The 21,143-nt window shown below is 46.8% G+C and carries 15 protein-coding genes; 12 read left to right on the top strand and 3 right to left on the bottom strand.

Going from position 1 to position 21,143, the window contains the following annotated elements:
• Positions 1-787 precede the first annotated feature (787 nt).
• The 6 genes from hpsA to RIM23_RS04430 all read left to right on the top strand — a co-directional run bounded on the left by hpsA (position 788) and on the right by RIM23_RS04430 (position 10,790).
• The gene (hpsA, locus tag RIM23_RS04455) at positions 788-5,764 is read left to right on the top strand and encodes a hormogonium polysaccharide biosynthesis protein HpsA (RefSeq protein WP_446364803.1); all 4,977 of its coding nucleotides are present in this window, start codon (positions 788-790) and stop codon (positions 5,762-5,764) included.
• A gap of 120 nt (positions 5,765-5,884) precedes the next feature.
• Positions 5,885-6,580 (top strand): hormogonium polysaccharide secretion pseudopilin HpsB, encoded by a 696-nt coding sequence (gene hpsB / locus RIM23_RS04450; RefSeq protein ID WP_446364801.1) that lies wholly within the window; start codon positions 5,885-5,887, stop codon positions 6,578-6,580.
• A gap of 25 nt (positions 6,581-6,605) precedes the next feature.
• Positions 6,606-7,598, top strand: coding sequence for a hormogonium polysaccharide secretion pseudopilin HpsC (gene hpsC, locus RIM23_RS04445; protein ID WP_446364799.1), 993 nt, complete (start codon positions 6,606-6,608; stop codon positions 7,596-7,598).
• Between the two features lie 36 nt (positions 7,599-7,634).
• Positions 7,635-8,285 (top strand): pilus assembly FimT family protein, encoded by a 651-nt coding sequence (locus RIM23_RS04440; protein ID WP_446364797.1) that lies wholly within the window; start codon positions 7,635-7,637, stop codon positions 8,283-8,285.
• Between the two features lie 431 nt (positions 8,286-8,716).
• Positions 8,717-9,262 (top strand): pilus assembly FimT family protein, encoded by a 546-nt coding sequence (locus RIM23_RS04435; RefSeq protein WP_446364796.1) that lies wholly within the window; start codon positions 8,717-8,719, stop codon positions 9,260-9,262.
• A 196-nt stretch (positions 9,263-9,458) separates the two neighbouring features.
• Positions 9,459-10,790, top strand: a complete 1,332-nt coding sequence (locus RIM23_RS04430; protein WP_446364811.1) for a bifunctional folylpolyglutamate synthase/dihydrofolate synthase — start codon at positions 9,459-9,461, stop codon at positions 10,788-10,790.
• 26 nt (positions 10,791-10,816) lie between these two features.
• Here RIM23_RS04430 and RIM23_RS04425 read toward each other — a convergent pair whose 3' ends face one another.
• On the bottom strand, positions 10,817-12,190 hold the full coding sequence (locus RIM23_RS04425) for an ABC transporter substrate-binding protein (protein ID WP_446364794.1): 1,374 nt from the start codon (positions 12,188-12,190) through the stop codon (positions 10,817-10,819).
• 47 nt (positions 12,191-12,237) lie between these two features.
• On the bottom strand, positions 12,238-13,110 hold the full coding sequence (locus tag RIM23_RS04420) for a pentapeptide repeat-containing protein (RefSeq protein WP_446364809.1): 873 nt from the start codon (positions 13,108-13,110) through the stop codon (positions 12,238-12,240).
• 304 nt (positions 13,111-13,414) lie between these two features.
• Between RIM23_RS04420 and ilvD the strand changes: the two genes are divergently transcribed.
• Together ilvD and RIM23_RS04410 are read left to right on the top strand one after the other, a co-directional pair.
• A complete protein-coding gene (gene ilvD / locus RIM23_RS04415) occupies positions 13,415-15,112 on the top strand; it encodes a dihydroxy-acid dehydratase (RefSeq protein WP_446364807.1) in 1,698 nt (565 codons plus the stop codon).
• 262 nt (positions 15,113-15,374) lie between these two features.
• Positions 15,375-15,548 carry a hypothetical protein gene (locus RIM23_RS04410; protein ID WP_446364792.1) on the top strand — a complete coding sequence of 58 codons (174 nt, stop codon included), beginning with the start codon at positions 15,375-15,377 and terminating at the stop codon, positions 15,546-15,548.
• A gap of 150 nt (positions 15,549-15,698) precedes the next feature.
• On the opposite strand, the gene RIM23_RS04405 is transcribed toward RIM23_RS04410, so the two are convergent.
• The gene (locus tag RIM23_RS04405; protein WP_446364790.1) at positions 15,699-16,010 is read right to left on the bottom strand and encodes a hypothetical protein; all 312 of its coding nucleotides are present in this window, start codon (positions 16,008-16,010) and stop codon (positions 15,699-15,701) included.
• Positions 16,011-16,098: 88 nt separating this feature from the next.
• On the opposite strand from RIM23_RS04405, the gene RIM23_RS04400 reads away from it, so the two are divergent.
• The 4 genes from RIM23_RS04400 to RIM23_RS04385 all read left to right on the top strand — a co-directional run bounded on the left by RIM23_RS04400 (position 16,099) and on the right by RIM23_RS04385 (position 20,962).
• Positions 16,099-16,413, top strand: coding sequence for a pentapeptide repeat-containing protein (locus RIM23_RS04400; protein WP_446364805.1), 315 nt, complete (start codon positions 16,099-16,101; stop codon positions 16,411-16,413).
• A 102-nt stretch (positions 16,414-16,515) separates the two neighbouring features.
• A complete protein-coding gene (locus tag RIM23_RS04395; protein ID WP_446364788.1) occupies positions 16,516-17,730 on the top strand; it encodes an RNA-guided endonuclease InsQ/TnpB family protein in 1,215 nt (404 codons plus the stop codon).
• A gap of 106 nt (positions 17,731-17,836) precedes the next feature.
• On the top strand, positions 17,837-19,957 hold the full coding sequence (locus RIM23_RS04390; RefSeq protein ID WP_446364786.1) for a tetratricopeptide repeat protein: 2,121 nt from the start codon (positions 17,837-17,839) through the stop codon (positions 19,955-19,957).
• A 255-nt stretch (positions 19,958-20,212) separates the two neighbouring features.
• The gene (locus RIM23_RS04385; protein ID WP_446364784.1) at positions 20,213-20,962 is read left to right on the top strand and encodes a response regulator transcription factor; all 750 of its coding nucleotides are present in this window, start codon (positions 20,213-20,215) and stop codon (positions 20,960-20,962) included.
• The last annotated feature ends 181 nt before the right edge of the window (positions 20,963-21,143 follow it).

Genomic DNA, 21,143 nt, shown 5'->3' with positions numbered 1-21,143 from the left:
AAAAACGCTCCCGCATCCTCTGGCTTCCCCCATGGAACAAAAAGCGAAGCATCTGCTGGTCTCCCCCGTGCAAAAAACGCTCCCGCATCCCCTGGTCTCCCCCGTGCAAAAAACGCTCCCGCATCCCCTGGTCTCCCCCTGTTTAAGGGGGACGGAAGGGGGATCGATAAGGGGGACGCAAGGGGGCTCTAGCAGGGGGACTTTGATTAATGTCTGGTTCCCCCCGTGCAAAAAACGCTCTCGCAACATCTGGTATCCCCCTTTTTAAGGGGGACGGAAGGGGGATCTATAAGGGGGACGGAAGGGGGATCTATAAGGGGGACGGAAGGGGGATCTATAAGGGGGGTTAGGGGGGATCTCTTATTAATCAAGGGTTTCAACAAGTTGACACCAATGCACGTCGGTGTGCCCCTACCCATCCCAATCAGGCATGTTACCAATCCCCCATTCACATTTTACGCTCAGGGTGATCAGTTTTCTTTGACGAATGGGTAAGATAGGGACAGAGGGTTGATGACTGACGCTGCTGACGCTCTATTCCCCTAGAGAGTCATAGTTCATTCGGTAGGCAGATGAAAAAGTTTCCCGGTTTCAATTACGCTCAGTAGCGGCAGTAATCCGGAAACAGGAGTAAGGTAATGGGTGTCGCATTAAAGTTTATCAGGAGGCGCAGCGTTAGCTCAAGCCTGAATCAAAGGCATTAGCTTTTGCTTTTACGCCTGACGTTTATTTGTACTCTTAATTAATTCTTTGTTCTCGTTCCCGCCCAGTCTGACAGGAAATCGCCATGTCAACGACCAAAAAACTTATCAAAACTGCCCAACGTTTAATCCGCAACATTTTGCAGCTAGGCAAAACCCTCAGTAAACAGGTGATGAACTGGCTGTTGCGGAACTTGTTTGTCTTTAGGCGTCACTCAAATTCCTCACCAGCCGGATTTGTCCTCCCCACCGTAATCATGGTGATGTTAGTCGTCACCTTGTTGACAACGGCGATAGTCTTTCGTTCCTTTGACCGGGCAAAAAATGCCTCGAATGTGCGAGTGAATCAGGCAGTTCTCAACGCCGCCACCCCAGCCCTAGACCGGGCAAAAGCTAAAATTGATGCGTTATTTGCTGATCCGAAGTTACCACGGGGAACTCCTTCAGATATATCCCTAAAGGTTGTCCTAGACGAAAGCCAATATAACTATGGGGATGAAACACGGGTGGTACTGCCCTTTGAGTTTAATGGTCAAAGTGGCATTCAACGTGTTGATGAGCAGGTAAAACAAGCGAATACCATCGCCACGGATGAAACCGTCACCACGGCTTGGCGGTTTCCTGTGGATACGGATAATAATGGCAAGTTTGATAGCTTCACCGTCTATGGCATTTTCTTCCGTACACCACCGCAAGTTAGTCAAGGACGTCCCCCTGAAAGGCAGCCGGTGGAGGCGAGGACGTTACCGATGGATGAGGAGGCTCTATTAGGTTCAGAATGTGCTGCCGCTGTAGGGACGACAGCCAGTTTGGTGGGAAGCAATGGCTGGTATAAAGTGGGTGGGGATCTCAAACGCTCGATGTTTGTTTATACTGCCACAGTACCGATTACTAATCTAGCGATTTCTGCCAATGAAACCCTGTCTAATAATACCTATGAAACCTACAAAGGGAACAAAGGGTTCTCTGCTCTAGAAATGCAGGAAGATATCGCCCGAGTTCCTCTCACTAATAACGCTGTTATTTATGAAGACGATTTAGAGGTCTTTGCCGGAACAAACTTTACGTTGAATGGACGGATTGTTACGAATAGCAACCTGTTCGTGTCTGGCACAAACCCAAAATTTCGCCAAGTCAGTAGTCGCAATTCCTGTTTCTACGATCCTGAAAATAGTAAAATTGTCGTTGGTGGAAATGTAGGAGTCGGCTACATTGCTGAATCGGGTAACCCGAATGCTGAAGTACCGGTACATTTGTATCAGGGGACACGTAGAACGGGAGATCCGGATGTCGGCACTCAACCTACCAAAGTTTTAAGAAGAGCTAACAAGTCAACTACGGCTACCTCAGCTCAAGCCGCGTATAATGGTGTCGCCTATGAAAAACGCATTCAGCATTTAGTAACTAAGGCGGAAGCTCGTTCGGCTGCCAGTGATCCCGAAGAAGTTAAAACTGAACAAAAAAAGATTTATGATGGCACAGATGCGGCGGAAATTCAAAAAGCCCGTAAAGTCGCTTTAGACCGCTACTTCAGAAAGCGTACCCGTCGGGTTCCTTATGCAGAAGTTCCTTATGTTCCCAATAATTTAGATCCTGAAAATCTAGATAGCAGCAGCATTACATTCCAAGTTGATTCAGGAAATAATGATAGTCTGCGCCCTCCAGATGATTGGATCTATCCTTTTAACCCTAGTGATGGAAAGACACACACAGGTTATGCGGAAGTCGCACTCAACCAGAACGCTCCACAACTGTTACCTCAGGCAACAGATTCTGAAATTCAAGAAGAAAGTCGTGTGGAACAACTAGTTGGCGATCGCGTTTTAGTCGGAAATAATCTGCCAGCTCTATGGTGGGATGGGACAAAGTTTGTTGGCTCAGACAAAGAACAACCTATTGATGACACTCAATGGGATTTGCCAGCAGGAAACACAGAACCGCGTACTCGCAAAACCCGCATTGAACCGATTAGCGATGCGGGAGATACCGGACGAGATGGATTTTGGGAGAAAAAAGCTCAAGAACAACCTCAAGATGAACTTGATCCGGTGGGAGGACTGCGTATTGTTACTGGGGCGGGATTCTATGAACCGAATTTAGATACAGATGAAACCTTAGCTGATAATGCTTCCAACATTGTTTGGCCCGATTGGATGCCGGTGTTAGATGAACCAGCAGCAGATTCCTACCCAGATTATCTCAAGGAACTACCAGATAAACCAGATGAACCAAATCAGAGGAGAAAACGTCCGCATTTAAAAATGCGTGCCACAGCCGTTTATCACTACCGGCATAAAGACGGAAAAGAACCTATCGCCTGTGTCGCGACGTACTATGATCCGACTAATGAAGTAACAGCGCAGAACCGACAAAGGGATTTTGGCAGTAATAACCTAGGCTCTTTTCATGATGTTAGCGGTCATTTAGCAGACGGTTTAGATCCAAATCACCCAACAAGAAGTGCTGATTCTAAATCCCTGAATGGGATAACTTATCCACCTTACACTCAAGATCGCTCAACCTATGGGGATGAAGTGGACTACAATGCTCACTTAGTTTATCCCAATGGTCGCGTCGTTAATCCCATGCTCGCCAGAGCAAGGGCAAAAAGTTATACTAACCTTTCACCAGCAGAACAAGCGGCGCTAGATTCTACCCTTTGTGCCATTAATATCCGAAATGGTGATATTGCTCCAAATTCAACACCAACTGCCAACTTTACCCTGCTTCACGGTACGATTCAGGAAATTGCCTTCCTGAATGGCAAGGAAGTTAAGGCAGTTGATGGTAACTACGATACCGCTACTGGAGCAACCACATATACCTTAAATAGTCGATACACCCTGCCGATTGAAGAACGCTATCCCCTGGAAATTCGGGCAACGGTCATCGATTTAAACAACCTCCGCACCAACACAGCAGGAACTGGATCACCGCAGGAGTACATGTTACCCAATAGTGGTATTATCTACGCCACTCGCGATGATGCTTTGCCCGATGCTAGCGATGTCCTACCCCAAAAAGCAGACGGGTTTAATTTAGAAAATTTCTCGTTTAGTGCATTATCTGATACCGACAAGTCAAATCCCCGAATAGCGGCGACGGACTTCTTACTCGACCCAACCCGCCGTCCCAATGGCATCATGCTGATTAAGGGCAGAAAGTTGTGGCGTGATTTCAATAACTATCGGGAAGTCGAAAAGGGTCTAATCTTAGCCAGCAATTTGCCCGTTTACGTCAAACCTGATCAGGACGGAGGACCCACGGATGCCTTCAATCCTCATGAAGATGCATCGGGAACTCCTCAACAGGAATTTGATGCTGCTATAACGGCTGCCTCAGATGATGCTGACTTTTACGAGCGTGGTGATGGAGCAGCCGACAGAGACTTGAATAAAAACTTTGCTTGTCGTGTCGGTGATCCGAGGCTACCAAGTACCTCTTGTCAGTCCGCAACTGCCGATAATTGGCGTCCAGCTTCCATTCTGGCTGATTCGGTTACCTTACTCTCGGCTGACTTCCGGGCAGGGTTCCGGAATGAAGGGGACTATGACCTGAGGAATAATCAGATTGACAATATCGCTGATATTGATGGAGGTGGAGACGATATACTATCAGCCGCAGACATTCACGCACGTCGCCTCAAGCAGGGGTTCTGGAACAATAACTTCGTGACCAATGGTCTTTCCAGTGAGATGGTTGGCATCTCCTACCGGGATAGTGATTACTCAAAGTTTACAGCTAACACTCCTCCCCTAAACAGTTCTTATTTCAATAATGGCATCACTCCCGTTCAGCGACGCATCCACGGGAGTAATGCTGCTGCCGATGATGCTACGGATTTCCCAGAATATGTAATGGAAATCTGTAAGAAATTACCAGTATCAGAATGTGGAGACGGGGATTGGACAATCATTAAGAATAATGGGGATGAAAAGCCGGCAAGTGACATTTTAGGTACTGCCGCCAGCCAGTTGATCCCTATTGCGGCTACGGATCAAGGATCTGGAACGACGGCTAAACGTCCTGGAAATCAGTGGCAACGTTATGCGAGACGCATTGCTTTCGATAGAGATTTAGCAACACATGCACTCGTCCTAACCAACAACGGGAATCCAGATCCAATCGTTGTGCAAAATAACGGAACGATACAGAAGCGATCCCTTGATCCGAATAATGTGAGACTAACAAATAATGCTCTTTGGTACGTCAAAACTGGAACCATGCCAAATTTTCTCCCTCTATCCAGTACTTTGATTAATGATCCTCGGTTCGTTGATGAAGATTCTTACAAGGATCAACAGCCCCTGCTAGATCCCATCCTACAGCTTCAATTTGCCACTAACCAGCCGGGTGTAGCAACTACTGGCACAGTCGGTTCCGTCCACTGGATACCCAGAGCTACCGAAGACACTATCTTTAACCTAGTGATGGCAACTGGCGATAATCCTTCCCGCCCCGTCTATGACTTTACCAGTCCTGCTCTCAGCCATCAGGGTGATATTGGTAGCGCACTCTCCATTTTCCCCCGCTTCCTGGAAAACTGGATAGACAATGCAGGTAACGCTAAATCTGTGGAAATTCGCGGCTCATTTATCCAACTCAAGCGAAGTCAATACGCCACGGCGCCTTACTATCACTTACCCCTATCCCAATCCTCCCTTACTCCTAGCGTTACACCTAGGATGGGTGGTCTTTTTAATCGACCACAACAGTATCGAGACGGTAACCAAAATAAAGCCCCCTACTACAACGCACCTGACAGAAACTGGGGTTTTGATGTGGGGCTACTGTCTCAGATTCCTGACCTGTTCTCCCAACAATTTGTGCTTCCTTCAGCAGGACAACCCAACATATTCTACCGGGAAGTGAGCCGGAACGACCCTTGGGTGGAAACGTTACTCTGTGCGGCTGTTCCTACTGGTCAAACCACTACGGCTGATCGTGATGGAGATGGTCAACTTGATGACCTAGATGGAGATGGAACTCCTGATCAATTTGGTACTTTCACCTACCAAAAAGCCCTCAACGACAGTGAACGCCCTAATTGCCCGACGTTTTAAACAGGGAGTTTATCGGGGTGGGTTTGATAAATCTTCAGGAAAAAAGATAACCTGACTCAAGCCACCCCTTTCCCACCATTCAGATGCTAGTCAAACAGTGTATTCGTTAAGGAAGAGACGATGAACCAACCGCAGCAACCCAATCCCAAATCATCCAATCAAGCGGGTTTCACCATTATTGAATCCTTACTAGCCCTGATGGTGGTGACTATCTTAATGGTGGGACTCTCGCCGATTATTGTTTTATCGGTGGCTACCCGAGTACAGGCGCGGCGGGTAGAACTCGCCGCCACGGCTGCCAAAACCTATGTTGATGGTGTGCGTTCTCGTGTGATAGATGCACCAGAACATGCAGTTGCGATTCCCCAGACAGGGACAGCCCCTAATCAAACCCCAGACCTGAACCAACTGCGAACAGATTTAGCTGGAATTGCACCTCCTCCCGCTAGCACCTTTTCAGGGACTTGCACTGCTAATAGCTACTGCAGCAACACAGCGAATTCCAGTCTTTACTGTATTGACCAGGATGAGACGTTGGGCTGTCAAGATAGCAGTATGAAAGACGTCATTATTCAAGCCTATCGCAGCGCTGGTAGTGTTGACCAAGGCTACTTCCTCAATGTACGGGTTTACCGAGCCGATGCTTTCAAAACCTCAGACAAATTGAAAACCATGCAAGCGGATCAAGCCAAAGCCAATCCTGCCATTGGTACCCTGGGCAATGCGAAAGAACCCCTGATGGAAATGACTACAGAAATTTCCCCCGAAAACCCAAATCACAATAATTTCTGCCAGCGTCTAGGTGGTTGTTCGTAACTGTTAATTTTCCCCAAAAAAAGCCATGGTGAATATCCTCAGAGTGATCCGCAAAAGCCAGTATCAATCAACGCCCTGCCGCCAGGGTAAAAAACCCCGTGGTTTTACCCTCATTGAACTCCTGGTGGCGATTATTCTTGCTTCACTGATCATCACTCCCTTACTGGGATTTATGATTAATTTCCTGCAAACTGACCGCCGGGAACAAGCCAAAACGACCTCCGAGCAAGATATACAGTCAGCCATTGACTACATCGCCCAAGATTTGCGGCAAGCTGTGTATATTTACGATAATGATGGCTTGACCAATACAGGGAACAATGGCATCCAAGATCAAATTCCGAGTCTAAATGGTTTTGGTTGTCCTGCTGGCGCTACCACATGTCAACCTGTGTTAGTCTTCTGGAAGCGACAGTTCCTGGAGAAAAATGCAACGGATAGTGCTGGTACAACAGTTGGAGATATAACCCAAAACAATGATGCATTTGTCTATGCTTTAGTGGGTTACTATTTAATAGAAGGCGGTAGCGGCATTTGGTCTAATGCAGCTCGAATTGGTCGCTTTGAAATCCGCAATGGTATTCAGACAAGTAGGCAAAACAGCAATCAGACTTCTTCTCCAAAATTCCAAAGTGATCCAGCCTTTCAAATGTTCAATCTCAATGCAGCGGGAACCCTGGAAGAGAAAATGAATCAGTGGAACAACAGTGGTACCACGACAAATTTTAATGTTACAACTACATTAGTGGATTACGTTGACCAAAGTTCACAAACCTTCGCAAGTTGCAATGCTAACGAACAACGAGTAGGTACTAAAGGTTTTGTTGCTTGCGTCGATACTGGCTCACCGAATAATCCTACTGATCTGCCTGGACCCTCATCAGCACGAGTCTATCTGCGCGGCAATGCTTTCGCTCGTCTACAAAATACTAATAATCAATGTACACCAGAACGGTCTAGCTATTGCCCCACTGCCACTATCCAAGTCAAAGCCAATGGGTTTTTGTACACCAAATAATTGCCTATTCTCTGCTAGTTTGTAGCTAAAAACACCATGAGTAACCGCAAATTTAGTCCGATACACCTATCCTTGATGAAGGCGATACAACGCCTCAATAAGTCCAATGCTGGATTTACCCTAATTGAGCTGATTGCTGTTATTCTCATAATTGGGGTAATGAGTGCGATCGCGGCTCCGGGTTGGCTAGCCTTTGTTAACCGTCAACGAGTCTCTAAGGTAAGTGATGCCGTCTTTGTGGCGATGCAGGAGGCGCAGCGGGAAGCGAAACGAACAAAACGGGGTTACAGTGTTAGTTTTAAAACTGACTCAGATCAATTAAAAGTTGCGGTTTATCCCACACAAGGAACAACGACTCTACCCTGGCAACCTTTGAATGAAGGTTTAGAAATTAAAGAAGGACAAGTTATTTTATGTTCTAATATTGATACTACAGCCAATAAAACTGGTTCTGCAACTTGTGATTTAAGTTCTGATGCCAAGAAAAGAACGATTGAATTTGATTATCAAGGAAATCTAGCTAAGGTGTCTGGAGACACTCCCGATACAGATATAGGGGTTACAGTGGCAATTCCTCAGTCTACTGGAGGAACACAACCGATTCAATCTACGGCGCGTTGTGTCATCGTTAAAACGATAATCGGCTCAATGGTAACGGAACAAGATTCAACTTGTCCTCAGTCGTAGCAATGTTTAAGTCATTAGGAATTACGAGTAACCGTCATGGCAATACAAGTGATGGTGGAAGTAAGTCATGATTTCAGGATAAATTGAGTTAAATCATCAATTTATATTAACTTTAAACATATAAATATTCATTAAATTAAGCTTTTTGAAATTCCCTTGTGCAGAAAAAGACTCTTGTCGCAAAATATCCAGTGGGAGTTGCCAGAGGAGCATCCAATTTTTAGAGAGTTGTAGCCGATTATTGATGCGTTTAGGGAGTAAAATGCTCTCTTGACGGATAGTTTTGTAACCTGGAACTGCTTAAGTTGCAGATAGTAATCGGTTTGACTCATTGATTGTGGGTTTAGGGATTAGCTCATAAAAATGGGTTACTACATGCACAGCCTGACACTCCTGATACATGACACATTGATGGACTCAGGGTAACTGAAATGTTGAATAACAATCAATTAATAAACGCCAAACCTAACGCCACGGCGGGATATACATTAATGGAGGTAACGATAGTCGTTTTCATGATTGGGATATTGGGTGCGATCGCGGCTCCGGGTTGGCTAAACTTTGTGAATAGACAGCGTTTAAATACAGCGCAATACGAAGTTTACCAAGCGATGCAAGCGGCGAAAAGTAACGCTAAGCTACAGAAAGTGGATTGGCAAGCTAGCTTTCGGGAACAGGATCAGATTGTACAGTGGGCGGTTCATCCTGAAACGGTTACGCCAGCGACAGCCCATTGGCAGAGTCTTGACCCCAATATTCGCATAGATGACGAGACTACTCTAAAATTTAGTGATGGCGTGTATAAGGTTGAATTTAACTTCAAAGGTCATGTGACACCTCCCTTCGGGCGGTTAACGTTGACCACGAAGCAGGGAGGGAAAACCAAACGTTGTGTATTTGTTTCTACCCTTTTGGGAACATTACGAATGGCGAAGGAGAATCCAAAATCAAACCGAGATGGTAAGTATTGTTATTAGTTCTTCGTCATTTTTAGATCCCCCTTCCGTCCCCCTACCCTCCTCATTTCCCCCCCTTTCAAATTTCCCCCCCTTTCAAATTTCCCCCCCTTTCAAAGGGGGGCTAGGGGGGATAGAGAGGGGCTGGGGGTGAGGGGTTTAGCTTAAGTTGACAAGGGCGCACGTCGGTGCGCCCCTACGAGTTTGGTGTATGGATATTAATATTAATTCTCTGCTGCAACCCTATCAACGTTTTGGTGTTCACCTGGGCTTAGAACGCATCCAGCGACTCCTGGAGGCTTTGGGTAATCCCCATCAGCGGGTTCCCATCATTCATGTGGCGGGAAGCAATGGGAAAGGTTCCGTCTGCGCCTATCTTTCCTCGGTTCTCAGTGAAGCGGGTTATCGGGTGGGACGCTATACATCTCCTCATTTAATCGATTGGACAGAACGAATCTGTATCAATCAACACCCCATTTCTACTGCAGAACTGGTAAACCTCCTGGAACAAGTTCAAGCCGAGATTCCCCCAGATACGGAAGATTCCCCGACGCAGTTTGAAGTGATCACGGCGGCGGCTTGGTTATATTTTGCTCAGCAACAAGTGGATATGGCGGTGATTGAAGTGGGGTTAGGGGGGCGCTTGGATGCGACAAATGTGGGTGATCAGCCCTTGGCGACAATTATTACTTCAATTAGTCGCGAACATTGGCAGGTTTTGGGTTCCACGCTGAGCCAAATTGCTACCGAGAAAGCGGGTATCCTGAAACCCAATTGTCCGGCGATTATCGCCCCCCTTCCCCCAGAAGCGAAAGCCGTTGTTCAATCTCGCATCGAGCAGTTAAATTGTCCGGTAACCTGGGTAGAACCGGCATCGGAGATAGGGGAGATAATTGGTAGGGGCGAAGCATTCGCGCCTAAATATCTCGGTTTTCTGCCAACATCCCAACGCGAATGCTTCGCCCAATCCCCCATCACCCATTCAGGAAGATGGGCAAATTATCAGGGGATAACCTATCCATTACCCTTGCTGGGGGAGATTCAGCTCACCAATTCTGCTGTAGCGATCGCGACTTGTCAATCCCTGATTCACCAAGGCTGGTATATCCCCGACTCGGCTATCGTTTCCGGGATGGCAAAGACCCAATGGTTAGGGCGTTTACAATGGACAAAATGGCATAATCATCCCCTACTGGTGGATGGCGCCCATAATCCGGCGGCGGCGACAGGTTTGCGTGAGTATGTAGATACGCTGAATACCCCTGTAACCTGGGTAATGGGGATACTCTCAACCAAAGAGCATGAGGGGATTTTCCGGGCATTACTGCGATCGCGCGATCGCGTTTACCTGGTTCCCGTCCCTGATCATAGCTCAGCCGAGCCAGAAGAACTAGCTGCGATCGCGCGATCGGTTTGTCCTACTCTTGCCGATTGTCACACCTATCCTAACTTAGAGGCTGGACTGCAAGCGGCGACAGCCACGGCTGCTGATTCTACCATTGTCCTGTGCGGTTCTCTTTATCTGGTGGGTTATTTTCTTGGTTCGTAGTTGCGCTGTCGAAAGCCGGTATAATTTTAAGCTCCCCCAGCTCCCCCAGCTCCCCCAGCTCCCCCAGCTTTTCCTGTAGTTCCTGCGTTGAAGTGATGAAGGGCTAAAGCCCTTACTACATACAAATTATCCCACATCTGGGCTGCATCAGCTACAGCTTCTTCTACCTCCTTTTCTCCTAACATCGCCGCCTGTAAATTCTCATAAATCGCGGCTTGTAACTTATTTAAATCCTTCATCGCGGGTACTAATACCTCCGCCTCTGTTAACTGACTAGCACTAATCGCCCGTGCTTGTTCCACCGGGGAAGCATTGGGATTACTAGACAATTGTGCCTGATACTGTTCCACTGCTTCAATGGTTGACGGTAAAACATTTGCCGCTTGAGCAAAAGCCAACTGATTCTGGGTATTCGTCACAAATAGAGCAAAGTTTAATGCTTCCTCTGGGTTATTCGTATCCCGTGGAATCACTAAATTCATCACCGCCACATTTTTTTTCCCAGTTTTTCCGGTAATTTGAGGAGATGTCGCCGATACTTTAGCAATATCCGGCGCGTTGGTTTCAATGGTTTTTAAGAATTCCGCACCGGATGCTAGTAACGCTGTCTCCCCCCCTTGATATAATTCAATCGCATTTCGATGTCCTTGGGTGAGAACTTCTCGCGGTAAGAGTCCTTTTTGATACAAATCTACCCAATACTTAAACGCCGCCTTTCCTTCTGGCGTATTAAACGCTGCTTTTCCTTCCTCATCGACTAACTGCACACCCATCTGCACAAAAGATTCCAACACTTCACTGGAATCATTGGGGACAAAGGTAACAAAAAAGGCATATTTCCCCGTCTTATCTTTCACTTGCTGAGCCACATCTGCCAGTTCAGCATAAGTTGTTGGCGGTTGACTAATTCCGGCTTGTTTGAGTAAATCCTGATTGTAAATCGTCACCCTTGTAGTCAGATACCAAGGAATGCCAAAACTTTGATTATCAATTGTACTCGCTTGCCAGATTTTGGGTAAATATTGCTGCCGGATTTCATCAGGAATTTTTCCCTCTAAGTCTAACCAAGCATTACGAGTAGCAAGCTGGGAGGCAAAGCTAGGATTTAAGTTAACCACATCCGGTGCCGTTTTTGCCGATACAGCCGTTAAGATTTTACGCTCCATTTCTGCCCAAGGGACATCTACCCACCGTACTTTAACCTCTGGGTTATCGGCTTCAAAGTCACCGATGACTTGGTTAAAATACTCGGTAAACTGAGGCTGAAGCTGCATCGTCCAGAACTCTAATTCTCCAGACGCGGAGGGTGTCGGGGCGGGGCTACAGCTTACCAGCCAACTCAACAGCCATCCTAACAGGGCAAATAGTCCAAATCGTTTCCAGGTTTTGATCGCAATCATTGATAGTATACCAGTAATAGGCAAAAGGCAAAAGGCAAAAGAGCAACTTACTCATAATTTAATCCATCAGGTAATATAGCACCCGTTAACGTCGCACCGCGCAAGTTAACCTGATCCATATTGGCATCAAGCAAAACAGTTTCTAGTAAAATTGCATCCGTTAAATTAGACCAACACAGTTTAGCTCGATATAAATTTGCCTTGCTGAGATTAGCGCCGCGTAGTGTTGTCCAACTGATACTCGCCCCTCTTAAGTTAGCCTCTATGAGTGTCGCTTGGGTCAAGTTTGTGCCATTAAGAATCGCCCGACTTAAATTTGCCTGAGTTAGGTTTGCCCGGGTAAAGTTAGCACTATGTAAAAGGGCTTTGCTCAGATTTGCCTCTTTTAAGTTCGTCTCTAGGAGAATGGCATTCGTCAAATTCGCCTTTTCTAAATTGGCACCTATTAACGTCGCACCAGAAAGATTCGTGCGGCTGAGTGAAGCCTCTATCAATTTTGCCTGATTTAAGTTAGCATCCCGGAGTATCGCCTCACTCAGAATCGTTTCTGACAGATTGGCACGACTCAGATTAGCACCATTCAAAGTAGAGGATCGTAAACTAGCATTGATTAAATTGGCTTCACTAAAATTGGCTTGACTCAAGTTACTGGAAATGAGGTTAGCGGCGCTTAAATCCGTTCCCTGTAGCGTAGCTTGATTGAGATTCGCTTCTCGAAAGTTGACCAGTTTGAGAAACGCCCCCGTCAGATTGCTTTGGCTTAAGTCTGCTCCTCGCAAGTTGGCTTGAGTCAGATCAACGCCAATCAGGGAGGCGCCCCTAAGATTAACTCCTCTGAAGTCCCGTTCCCCTGCTGCATATCGTTTCAGCAGTTCATCGGCATCCATAATTGTATTGTGATTGCCTAGGTAGATGTGCATCAAAGGCGATTAAAGCATCAAGTTTACCTTAAGGAATTCATGATTGGTGAGTCCGTGAGTGATAATGAAGAAATTGTCCTGTAGCAGGGTAGGAAATGGGGTGATGGGGTGATGGGGTGTGTAGAGACGTAGAGAGGCTACGTTTGGAACTCAGTCGGGGCGGGTTTACTCGCATCTGGGTGAGGCAAGAAATGATAGTAGTAAAACACGCCCCTACAGACGCTTTTCCATTGCCCGTTCCCTGGTTCGTTTTCCCTGTTCCCTCTTCTTTGACAAATGACAAATGACGAAGGAAAGTAAGCCAATGCCAGACAACGTGAGAAGTCAAGTCGTTACCCAAGGCGTTCAGCGATCGCCAAATCGTGCTATGCTACGTGCTGTCGGTTTTAGCGATCGCGATTTTACCAAGCCGATTGTCGGGTTAGCCAATGGATATAGTACAATCACGCCCTGTAATATGGGCATCAATGATTTAGCGCTAAGGGCAGAAGCCGGATTAAAACAAGCTGGGGCGATGCCGCAAATATTTGGCACAATTACCATTAGCGATGGGATCTCCATGGGAACCGAGGGGATGAAATATTCCCTGGTGTCACGGGAAGTGATTGCTGACTCCATTGAAACCGTCTGTAATGGTCAAAGTATGGATGGGGTGCTGGCAATTGGTGGCTGTGATAAGAATATGCCAGGGGCGATGATTGCGATCGCGCGGCTGAATATCCCCGCTATCTTTGTCTATGGGGGGACGATTAAACCCGGACATCTGGATGGACAAGATTTAACGGTTGTCAGCGCCTTTGAAGCGGTAGGAAAACATAGTGCGGGTAAAATTACTGAAGAACAACTGCTTGCAGTAGAACGCCATGCTTGCCCCGGTGCAGGTTCCTGTGGGGGGATGTTCACCGCCAATACCATGTCTTCAGCATTTGAAGCCATGGGGATGAGTTTACCATATTCGTCTACGATGGCAGCCGAAGATGCCGAAAAAGCAGAGAGTGCAGAAAAATCTGCCTATATTCTGGTTGATGCGATTCGTCAGCAGATTCTACCCAAACAGATTTTAACCCGCCAAGCCTTTGAAAATGCCATTTCGGTAATTATGGCAGTTGGCGGATCAACGAATGCGGTACTGCATTTATTGGCAATTGCGCGTGCGATTGGCGTGGAGTTATCCCTGGATGACTTTGAAACCATTCGCGCCAGAGTTCCGGTTCTGTGTGATCTTAAACCCAGTGGCAGATATGTCGCCACAAATTTACACCAAGCTGGGGGCATTCCGCAAGTAATGAAAATGCTCCTGGTTCATGATTTGTTACACGGTGATGCATTAACCATTACCGGGAAAACCCTAGGGGAAGTATTAGCCGAGGTGCCCGACGAACCGCGAAGGGATCAGGATGTAATTCGTCCCTGGGATAATCCTATCTATAGCCAAGGACATTTAGCCATTTTAAAAGGAAATTTGGCAACCGAAGGCGCCGTGGCGAAGATTACCGGAGTGAAAACCCCCCAAATCACAGGACCTGCGCGAGTCTTTGAATCTGAGGAAGATTGTCTGGATGCGATTTTGGCGGGTAAGATTAAAGCCGGTGATGTGATTGTGGTGCGTTATGAGGGACCAAAAGGGGGTCCAGGAATGCGAGAAATGCTAGCGCCAACATCGGCAATTATTGGTGCGGGGTTAGGGGATTCAGTTGGATTAATTACCGATGGTCGCTTTTCCGGTGGCACTTATGGTATGGTAGTCGGTCATGTTGCCCCAGAAGCCGCCGTTGGGGGTGCGATCGCGTTAGTCGAAGAAGGGGATTCGATTACGATTGATTCCCCAGCGCGATTGTTACAACTTAATATATCCGATCAGGAACTGCAACGACGCCGCGCCAATTGGCAACCGCCCAAACCTCGGTATACCAAAGGAGTGCTGGCGAAGTATGCCAAATTAGTGGCGTCTAGTAGTGTGGGTGCGGTGACGGATTTGAATCTTAGGACTTACGCAAATTGACGGCACAGGCGCTACCTGTAGGGACACGGCACTGCCATGCCCATACCATAAATGGCGTTTGTGCGTAAGTCCTGAATCTGTGATCACGGAGTGATGGGGTGATGGGGGATTGACATCCTCACCGCCCTATAAGTAGGGGTTTGGTAACCGAACCCCTACTGTCGCTTTTGGGGGGTCAATTTTTCTTTTTCGCACATAATTGTTAAACTATGAAACATTGTAATATTTTGTAGCGATTTTGGGATTGGAAGCCCAATAGATTATGGCAGATAGAACAACAACCAAAAACAAAAGCACTCAAACTGAGACGCAACAAGCCCTGGCGAGAAGAAATCAAAACACAACAGCGCTGGATGTTCAGCCTTTACCGAATAATCGTCCGATTGCGGCTAATGCGACTGAATCGAGTGACGAACTTATGGGTTATTTGGACTAATTCACTATTGGCTAGACATGAATACTACCGATTTCCTCACCGGAGATCGGTGTTTTTTCTGGGGGAGTTTTCTGGGCTTTTCTGGGCAACTAGGTTTGTTGTTTATACCAATCGATTTAAAACCCACTAATTAGGTAGACAGGGGCGGGTTTAGTTACATTTGGGTGCAAACTCCACCACCACCGGTGCATTATTCGTGAGGGCTTGTGCTTCTGCGGCGTCGAGTTCTGAATAACTACTAATGTCTCCATCGCCCACACCGAGTAATGTTCCCAGTTGTTGTTGGAATTGTTTATCTTCGGCGGTTTTCTGCATAAACTGTAACACTTTGGGAACAGTCGTTGCTGGTTTTTCCACGGGAACCAATTGTCCATTAATTTTTTGGTAACGAGTTCCGTGATAAACAAACTCTAGAGTTTGTTTAATTGAGGGTAAACTTGCTGGTGTCTTTTGATCAGACACTGATCTTCCGATGTCTTTTGCATAAATTGCAGCACACTGGGCGTAGAATTAGTGGGTTTGTTTTCCTCAAGCGTTTGACCCTGAACAAATCGGTGCTTATTTAATTGCACCTAATGTCTCTCTGGCGGGGCTGGATTTAAGCGGTGTTAATCTTACCAGAGAAAACTTACAAGGGGCTAATTTGAGTCAAATTAATTTAAATCAGGCTAACTTATGTTGGGCAGATTTACGTGATGCCAACTTCCAGGGAGCGAATTTGAGTGAAGCGAATCTCAGTGGCGCTAACTTGCAGGGGGCGAATTTGAGTCAGACAAATCTGGAAGGGGCGAACTTAAGTGGTACAACGATGCCCAATGGGGAGTTACATCAGTGTGCTTTAATCCAGAAACCTGCTGGGAGATAGGGAAGAGGGGGTGTACAGTAAAAAGCGGGTACTCTTCGGTACTCGCTTTTTACAATCCCTGGTGTCCTATGTTAAAATTAACGACATAGATTTAATCCCGCCATGCTAGTATTCGAGGCAAAATTACGAGGAACAGACGTGCAGTACGCGATCTTGGATGAGATGATTCGTACTGCTCGTTTTGTTAGGAATTCGTGCCTCAGATACTGGATGGATAACAAAGGGATTAACAGATATGACCTCAACAAATATTGCAAGGTACTCAGAGAAGAATTTGAATGGTGTAAAAAGCTCTCAGCGCAAGCTTGTCAAGCCAGTGCCGAAAGAGCGTGGAGTGCCATCGCCAAGTTCTTTGATAATTGCAAGAAACAAATTTCCGGCAAGAAAGGTTTTCCCAAATTCAAAAAACATCAGACACCTTCCTCAGTAGAGTACAAGGTTGATGGGTGGGTATTATCGGATGACCGATTAACCATTACATTTAGGGATGGCTTTAAGGCTGGAACCTTTAGGATGTGGGGAACTCGCGATTTACACTTTTACCAAAAAGAGCAAATAAAGCGAGTACGTGTTGTGCGTCGATCTGATGGATATTACGTTCAGTTTTCCATCAATCAAGAGCGAAACGAACACCACAAACCTACTAATCGAATGGTAGGCATAGATGTAGGACTAAGCCATTTATACACTGACTCTGAAGGGAATAAAGTTGAAAACCCTAGGTTCTTGATCAAGGCTTCAAAAGCCTTAAAACGCGCACAGAAATGTGTTTCTCGTAGAACTAAAGGGTCAAAGAATCGCCTCAAGTCCATTAAGAAGTTAGGTAGAGAGCATCTCAAGGTATCAAGGCGGCGTAAAGACTTTGCGGTAAAGACGGCAAGGGCGCTGATCCAGTCGGCAGACTTGGTAGCCATTGAAGACCTAAAAGTGCGGAATATGGTGAAAAACCATCATCTAGCCAAGTCAATATCTGATGCTAGTTGGACATTGTTTAGACAGTGGTTGGAGTATTTCGGGAAAGTATTTGACGTGCCAGTGATTGCTGTTGCACCTCATTACACATCCCAAGATTGTTCCAACTGTGGGCAAGAAATTAAGAAAACTTTGTCCACTCGTACCCATAAATGTCATTGTGGGTATGTTGATTGCCGAGATACGAATGCAGCGATTAATATTTTGATGAAAGCGTTGCAGGGCTTAGCTCAACTACCGAGGGGCGCTCGGAAAGTAACGCCTGGGGATGAGATGACCCACTGCTTGGAGGGGGAAACTCCAAAAAGTAAGGTTACTCGTAGAGCCAGGAAACCCCGTCAGTGATGATGGGAATCCCCACCCTCAGCAGATCCTTCGCCGGCTCAGGAGGGTGGGGAGGATGTCAAATCATTACTGCACAGCAATGCTGGGATTAGCTTGGTGAAACCAGATGAACTTGGCTCTCGGACAAACAATCGGTGGACGCTATAATATCATTCGACAACTGGGACAAGGTGGGTTTGGCGCAACGTTTGTCGCCCACGATCAACACTTACCCAGCGATCGCAATTGTGTGGTGAAGCAACTCAAACCCCAAGCGACTGATCCGTTTACCTTGCAGACGGCGCGGCGTTTGTTTGAAACGGAAGCCAAAATCCTGCATCAGTTGGGACATCACAACCAAATTCCCCAGCTATTTGCCTATTTTGAAGAGAGTCAAGAGTTCTATTTGGTGCAGGAACTGATTGAAGGGGATGATCTGAGTCAGGAATTGACGCCGGGAACGTCGTGGTCAGAAGTTCAGGTGATTGAGCTGTTGCAGGAAATCCTGACTATATTAGCTTATGTCCATCAGCATCATGTCATTCACCGAGATATTAATCCCCACAACCTGATCCGGCGTAAATCCGATGGCAAGTTAGTTTTAATTGATTTTGGCGCGGTTAAACAAGTTAGCACTCAGATAGTGCAGGGACAATCCTCTAGTTTTACAGTAGCGATTGGTACGCCGGGATATCGACCCAGTGAACAAGCAAATGGGAATCCCCGTTTGAGTAGTGATATCTATGCGGTAGGGATTGTGGGGATTCAGGCTTTAACGGGTGCAGCACCTCAGGAACTCCCAATTGATCCAGACACTGGGGAAATTTGCTGGCGCGATCGCACCTCAGTTAGCCCAGAGTTGGCTAAAGTCCTGGATCAAATGATCCGCTACGATTTTCGCGAACGCTATCCCTCAGCGGAGGCGGCTCTGCAGGCGTTAGAGGATCTAACTCAACCCACGAGGGCGACGGTGGCTTTAGGCACCAATTCCCCATCCTCACCGCCTGTTAATCAATCCTCTAAACGGAACAAACCGATTGTAGTTGTCCTATTAATTACCATGGCGGTAATTGTTGGTGGGGGAGGGGCGACAGTGGCGATTATCAACTGGATTAATTCTACCAATGCGACCCAATCCTATAACCGAGGCGAAACGCTGCTGGAGTTGAGGCGGTATGAAGACGCCCTCAGCGCCTATAATCGTGCGGTTGAACTGCAACCCGACTATGGTGAAGCATGGCTAGGTCAAGGAGATGCGCTTTTGGCATTGGCTAAACCTGAGGCGGCGTTGGATGCTTATGATAAAGCCATTCAAATTCAGCGCGAGTATCCAGAGGCTTGGAAAGGACGAGGAGAGGCGTTAGCCACATTGCAGCGTTATGAAGAAGCGATTAGTGCGTTTGATCAGGTGACGAGACTGCAACCAGAGGATGTGGAAACCTGGGAACGTCGCGGGATTGTGCAGATGAAGTTACAGCGCTATTCGGCTGCGATCGCATCTTACGATAAAGCCTTAGAGATTCAACCCAATTATGCCTCAGCCTGGTATCGGCGAGGCTGGGCATTTCATAATTTACAACAGTACGAAGAGGCGATTAAATCTTATGACAAAGCGGTGGAACATAAGCCCGATTCTGCCGAATTCTGGTATCAACGGGGTAATGCTTTTGTCAATTTAAACAAATACCGCGAAGCCGTGGACTCCTACCAGAAAGCGGTTCAGTTCCAGCCGGATTTTTACCGAGCATGGTACAGTCAGGGCAGTATTTTAAATAATTTAAACCAGTATCAAGAGGCTTTAGCCGCCTTTGACCAAGCGGTGAAACTTCAGCCGAATCACTATGAAGCGTTGTATGGTCGCGCTTGGGCGTTGCATAAATTGCAGCGTTATCAGGAAGCTTTAACGGCTTACGAGAGGGTGATTAAACTCAAACCCAATTCTGATCAAGCCTGGTATAACCGGGGTAATGTCTTCTATACATTACAACAATACCAAGACGCGATCGCGGCATACAACCAAGCTGTTGCCCATAAGCGCAGCCATTACCAAGCCTGGAATAGTCGCGCCAATGCCCTAGTTAACCTGAAGCGATATAGTGAAGCCTTGACGTCTTATGAAAACGCTTTGACCTATAAACCCGATTACAAAGAGGCAAAGCAGGGGAAAGACCAAACTCAGCGTCAACTTGAGGAGTTGAAAAATCAATCGTATCAGGAGTCATCTGACGAAGATGACAAAAACAGATAAGTCAGGCTGTACCCACCCGTCAAATGCTTTCAGACGCTTCTGGCATCACCTTTGGACTATTGCTCCCCCTGTCCCCCTCTTTCAAGCTTGGCAAAGCTAACCTGCCATTATACCTGATTTCCCCCAAACATTCAGCAAATCCCTATTTTCTTCAGAAATAGTTTAGAATCAGCGCTTATAATCGGTACAGTATTCTTAGTTTCCTGTGACAGTTCTTATCCAAGCTTAACAAGTCCTATTAGTAACCACTTAGTGATGCCTCGAATACTTTTAATCGATGACGACCCTGCAATCTCAGAACTTGTCTCCATTAACCTAGAAATGGCAGGTTACGAAGTTCACCAAGCGCCGGATGGGATCAAAGGTCAGGCGCTAGCGCTGCAACTCCAGCCCGACCTGATTATACTAGACCTGATGCTCCCTCGAGTCGATGGCTTTACCGTTTGCCAACGGTTGCGTCGAGATGAACGCACCACGGATATTCCCGTGTTGATGTTGACGGCGTTGGGTCAAACTCAGGATAAGGTGGAAGGGTTTAATGCCGGTGCGGACGATTATCTAACCAAACCCTTTGAACTCGAAGAAATGCTAGCACGGGTACGCGCCTTACTGCGACGCACTGATCGCATCCCCCAAGCCGCCAAGCATACGGAAATCCTTAACTATGGTCCTTTGACCCTGATTCCAGAACGCTTTGAGACGATTTGGTTTAATCAGACGGTGAAATTAACCCACCTGGAATTTGAACTGCTACACTGCTTGTTGCAGCGTCATGGTCAAACAGTTTCTCCCAGTGAAATTCTCAAAGAAGTCTGGGGATATGATCCAGATGACGATATTGAAACCATTCGCGTCCATGTTCGCCACCTGAGAACCAAACTCGAACCCGATCCCCGTCACCCCAAATATATTAAAACAGTATACGGTGCGGGATACTGCCTCGAGTTACCGAGTAGTGAAGAAACCGCCGAGGTGGGATCATCGAACTCAGCGAAATCGGAATAGATTGAGTTTTGAGTTTTGACCGAAAACTTGGGTCTCAAGGCTCCCCCTGCCATCGGGACTTTTTCGACAAGCCTTTGATGAAGTTTCTAGCCACTTTTAATGTTTTATTTCTGGACATTGTAGTGGTTAATCTGCTACACTATAAGAGTAGTCTAGCACGGGCGAAAGTCGTGAGTATCGC

Source organism: Coleofasciculus sp. G3-WIS-01 (assembly GCF_040223135.1).
Lineage (GTDB): Bacteria > Cyanobacteriota > Cyanobacteriia > Cyanobacteriales > Coleofasciculaceae > Coleofasciculus.
Note: the sequence above shows the minus strand (reverse complement) of the source record. Positions and strands in the feature narration are given on the sequence as shown.

Excerpts from the sequence above, each read along its gene's own strand:
- RIM23_RS04420 (WP_446364809.1), bottom strand. The coding sequence starts at position 13,110 with ATGCACATCTACCTAGGCAATCACAATACAATTATGGATGCCGATGAA.
- RIM23_RS04395 (WP_446364788.1), top strand. The coding sequence starts at position 16,516 with ATGCTAGTATTCGAGGCAAAATTACGAGGAACAGACGTGCAGTACGCG.
- RIM23_RS04390 (WP_446364786.1), top strand. The coding sequence starts at position 17,837 with ATGAACTTGGCTCTCGGACAAACAATCGGTGGACGCTATAATATCATT.
- RIM23_RS04425 (WP_446364794.1), bottom strand. The coding sequence starts at position 12,190 with ATGATTGCGATCAAAACCTGGAAACGATTTGGACTATTTGCCCTGTTA.
- ilvD (WP_446364807.1), top strand. The coding sequence starts at position 13,415 with ATGCCAGACAACGTGAGAAGTCAAGTCGTTACCCAAGGCGTTCAGCGA.
- RIM23_RS04385 (WP_446364784.1), top strand. The coding sequence starts at position 20,213 with ATGCCTCGAATACTTTTAATCGATGACGACCCTGCAATCTCAGAACTT.
- RIM23_RS04435 (WP_446364796.1), top strand. The coding sequence starts at position 8,717 with ATGTTGAATAACAATCAATTAATAAACGCCAAACCTAACGCCACGGCG.
- hpsB (WP_446364801.1), top strand. The coding sequence starts at position 5,885 with ATGAACCAACCGCAGCAACCCAATCCCAAATCATCCAATCAAGCGGGT.
- RIM23_RS04410 (WP_446364792.1), top strand. The coding sequence starts at position 15,375 with ATGGCAGATAGAACAACAACCAAAAACAAAAGCACTCAAACTGAGACG.
- hpsA (WP_446364803.1), top strand. The coding sequence starts at position 788 with ATGTCAACGACCAAAAAACTTATCAAAACTGCCCAACGTTTAATCCGC.
- RIM23_RS04440 (WP_446364797.1), top strand. The coding sequence starts at position 7,635 with ATGAGTAACCGCAAATTTAGTCCGATACACCTATCCTTGATGAAGGCG.
- hpsC (WP_446364799.1), top strand. The coding sequence starts at position 6,606 with ATGGTGAATATCCTCAGAGTGATCCGCAAAAGCCAGTATCAATCAACG.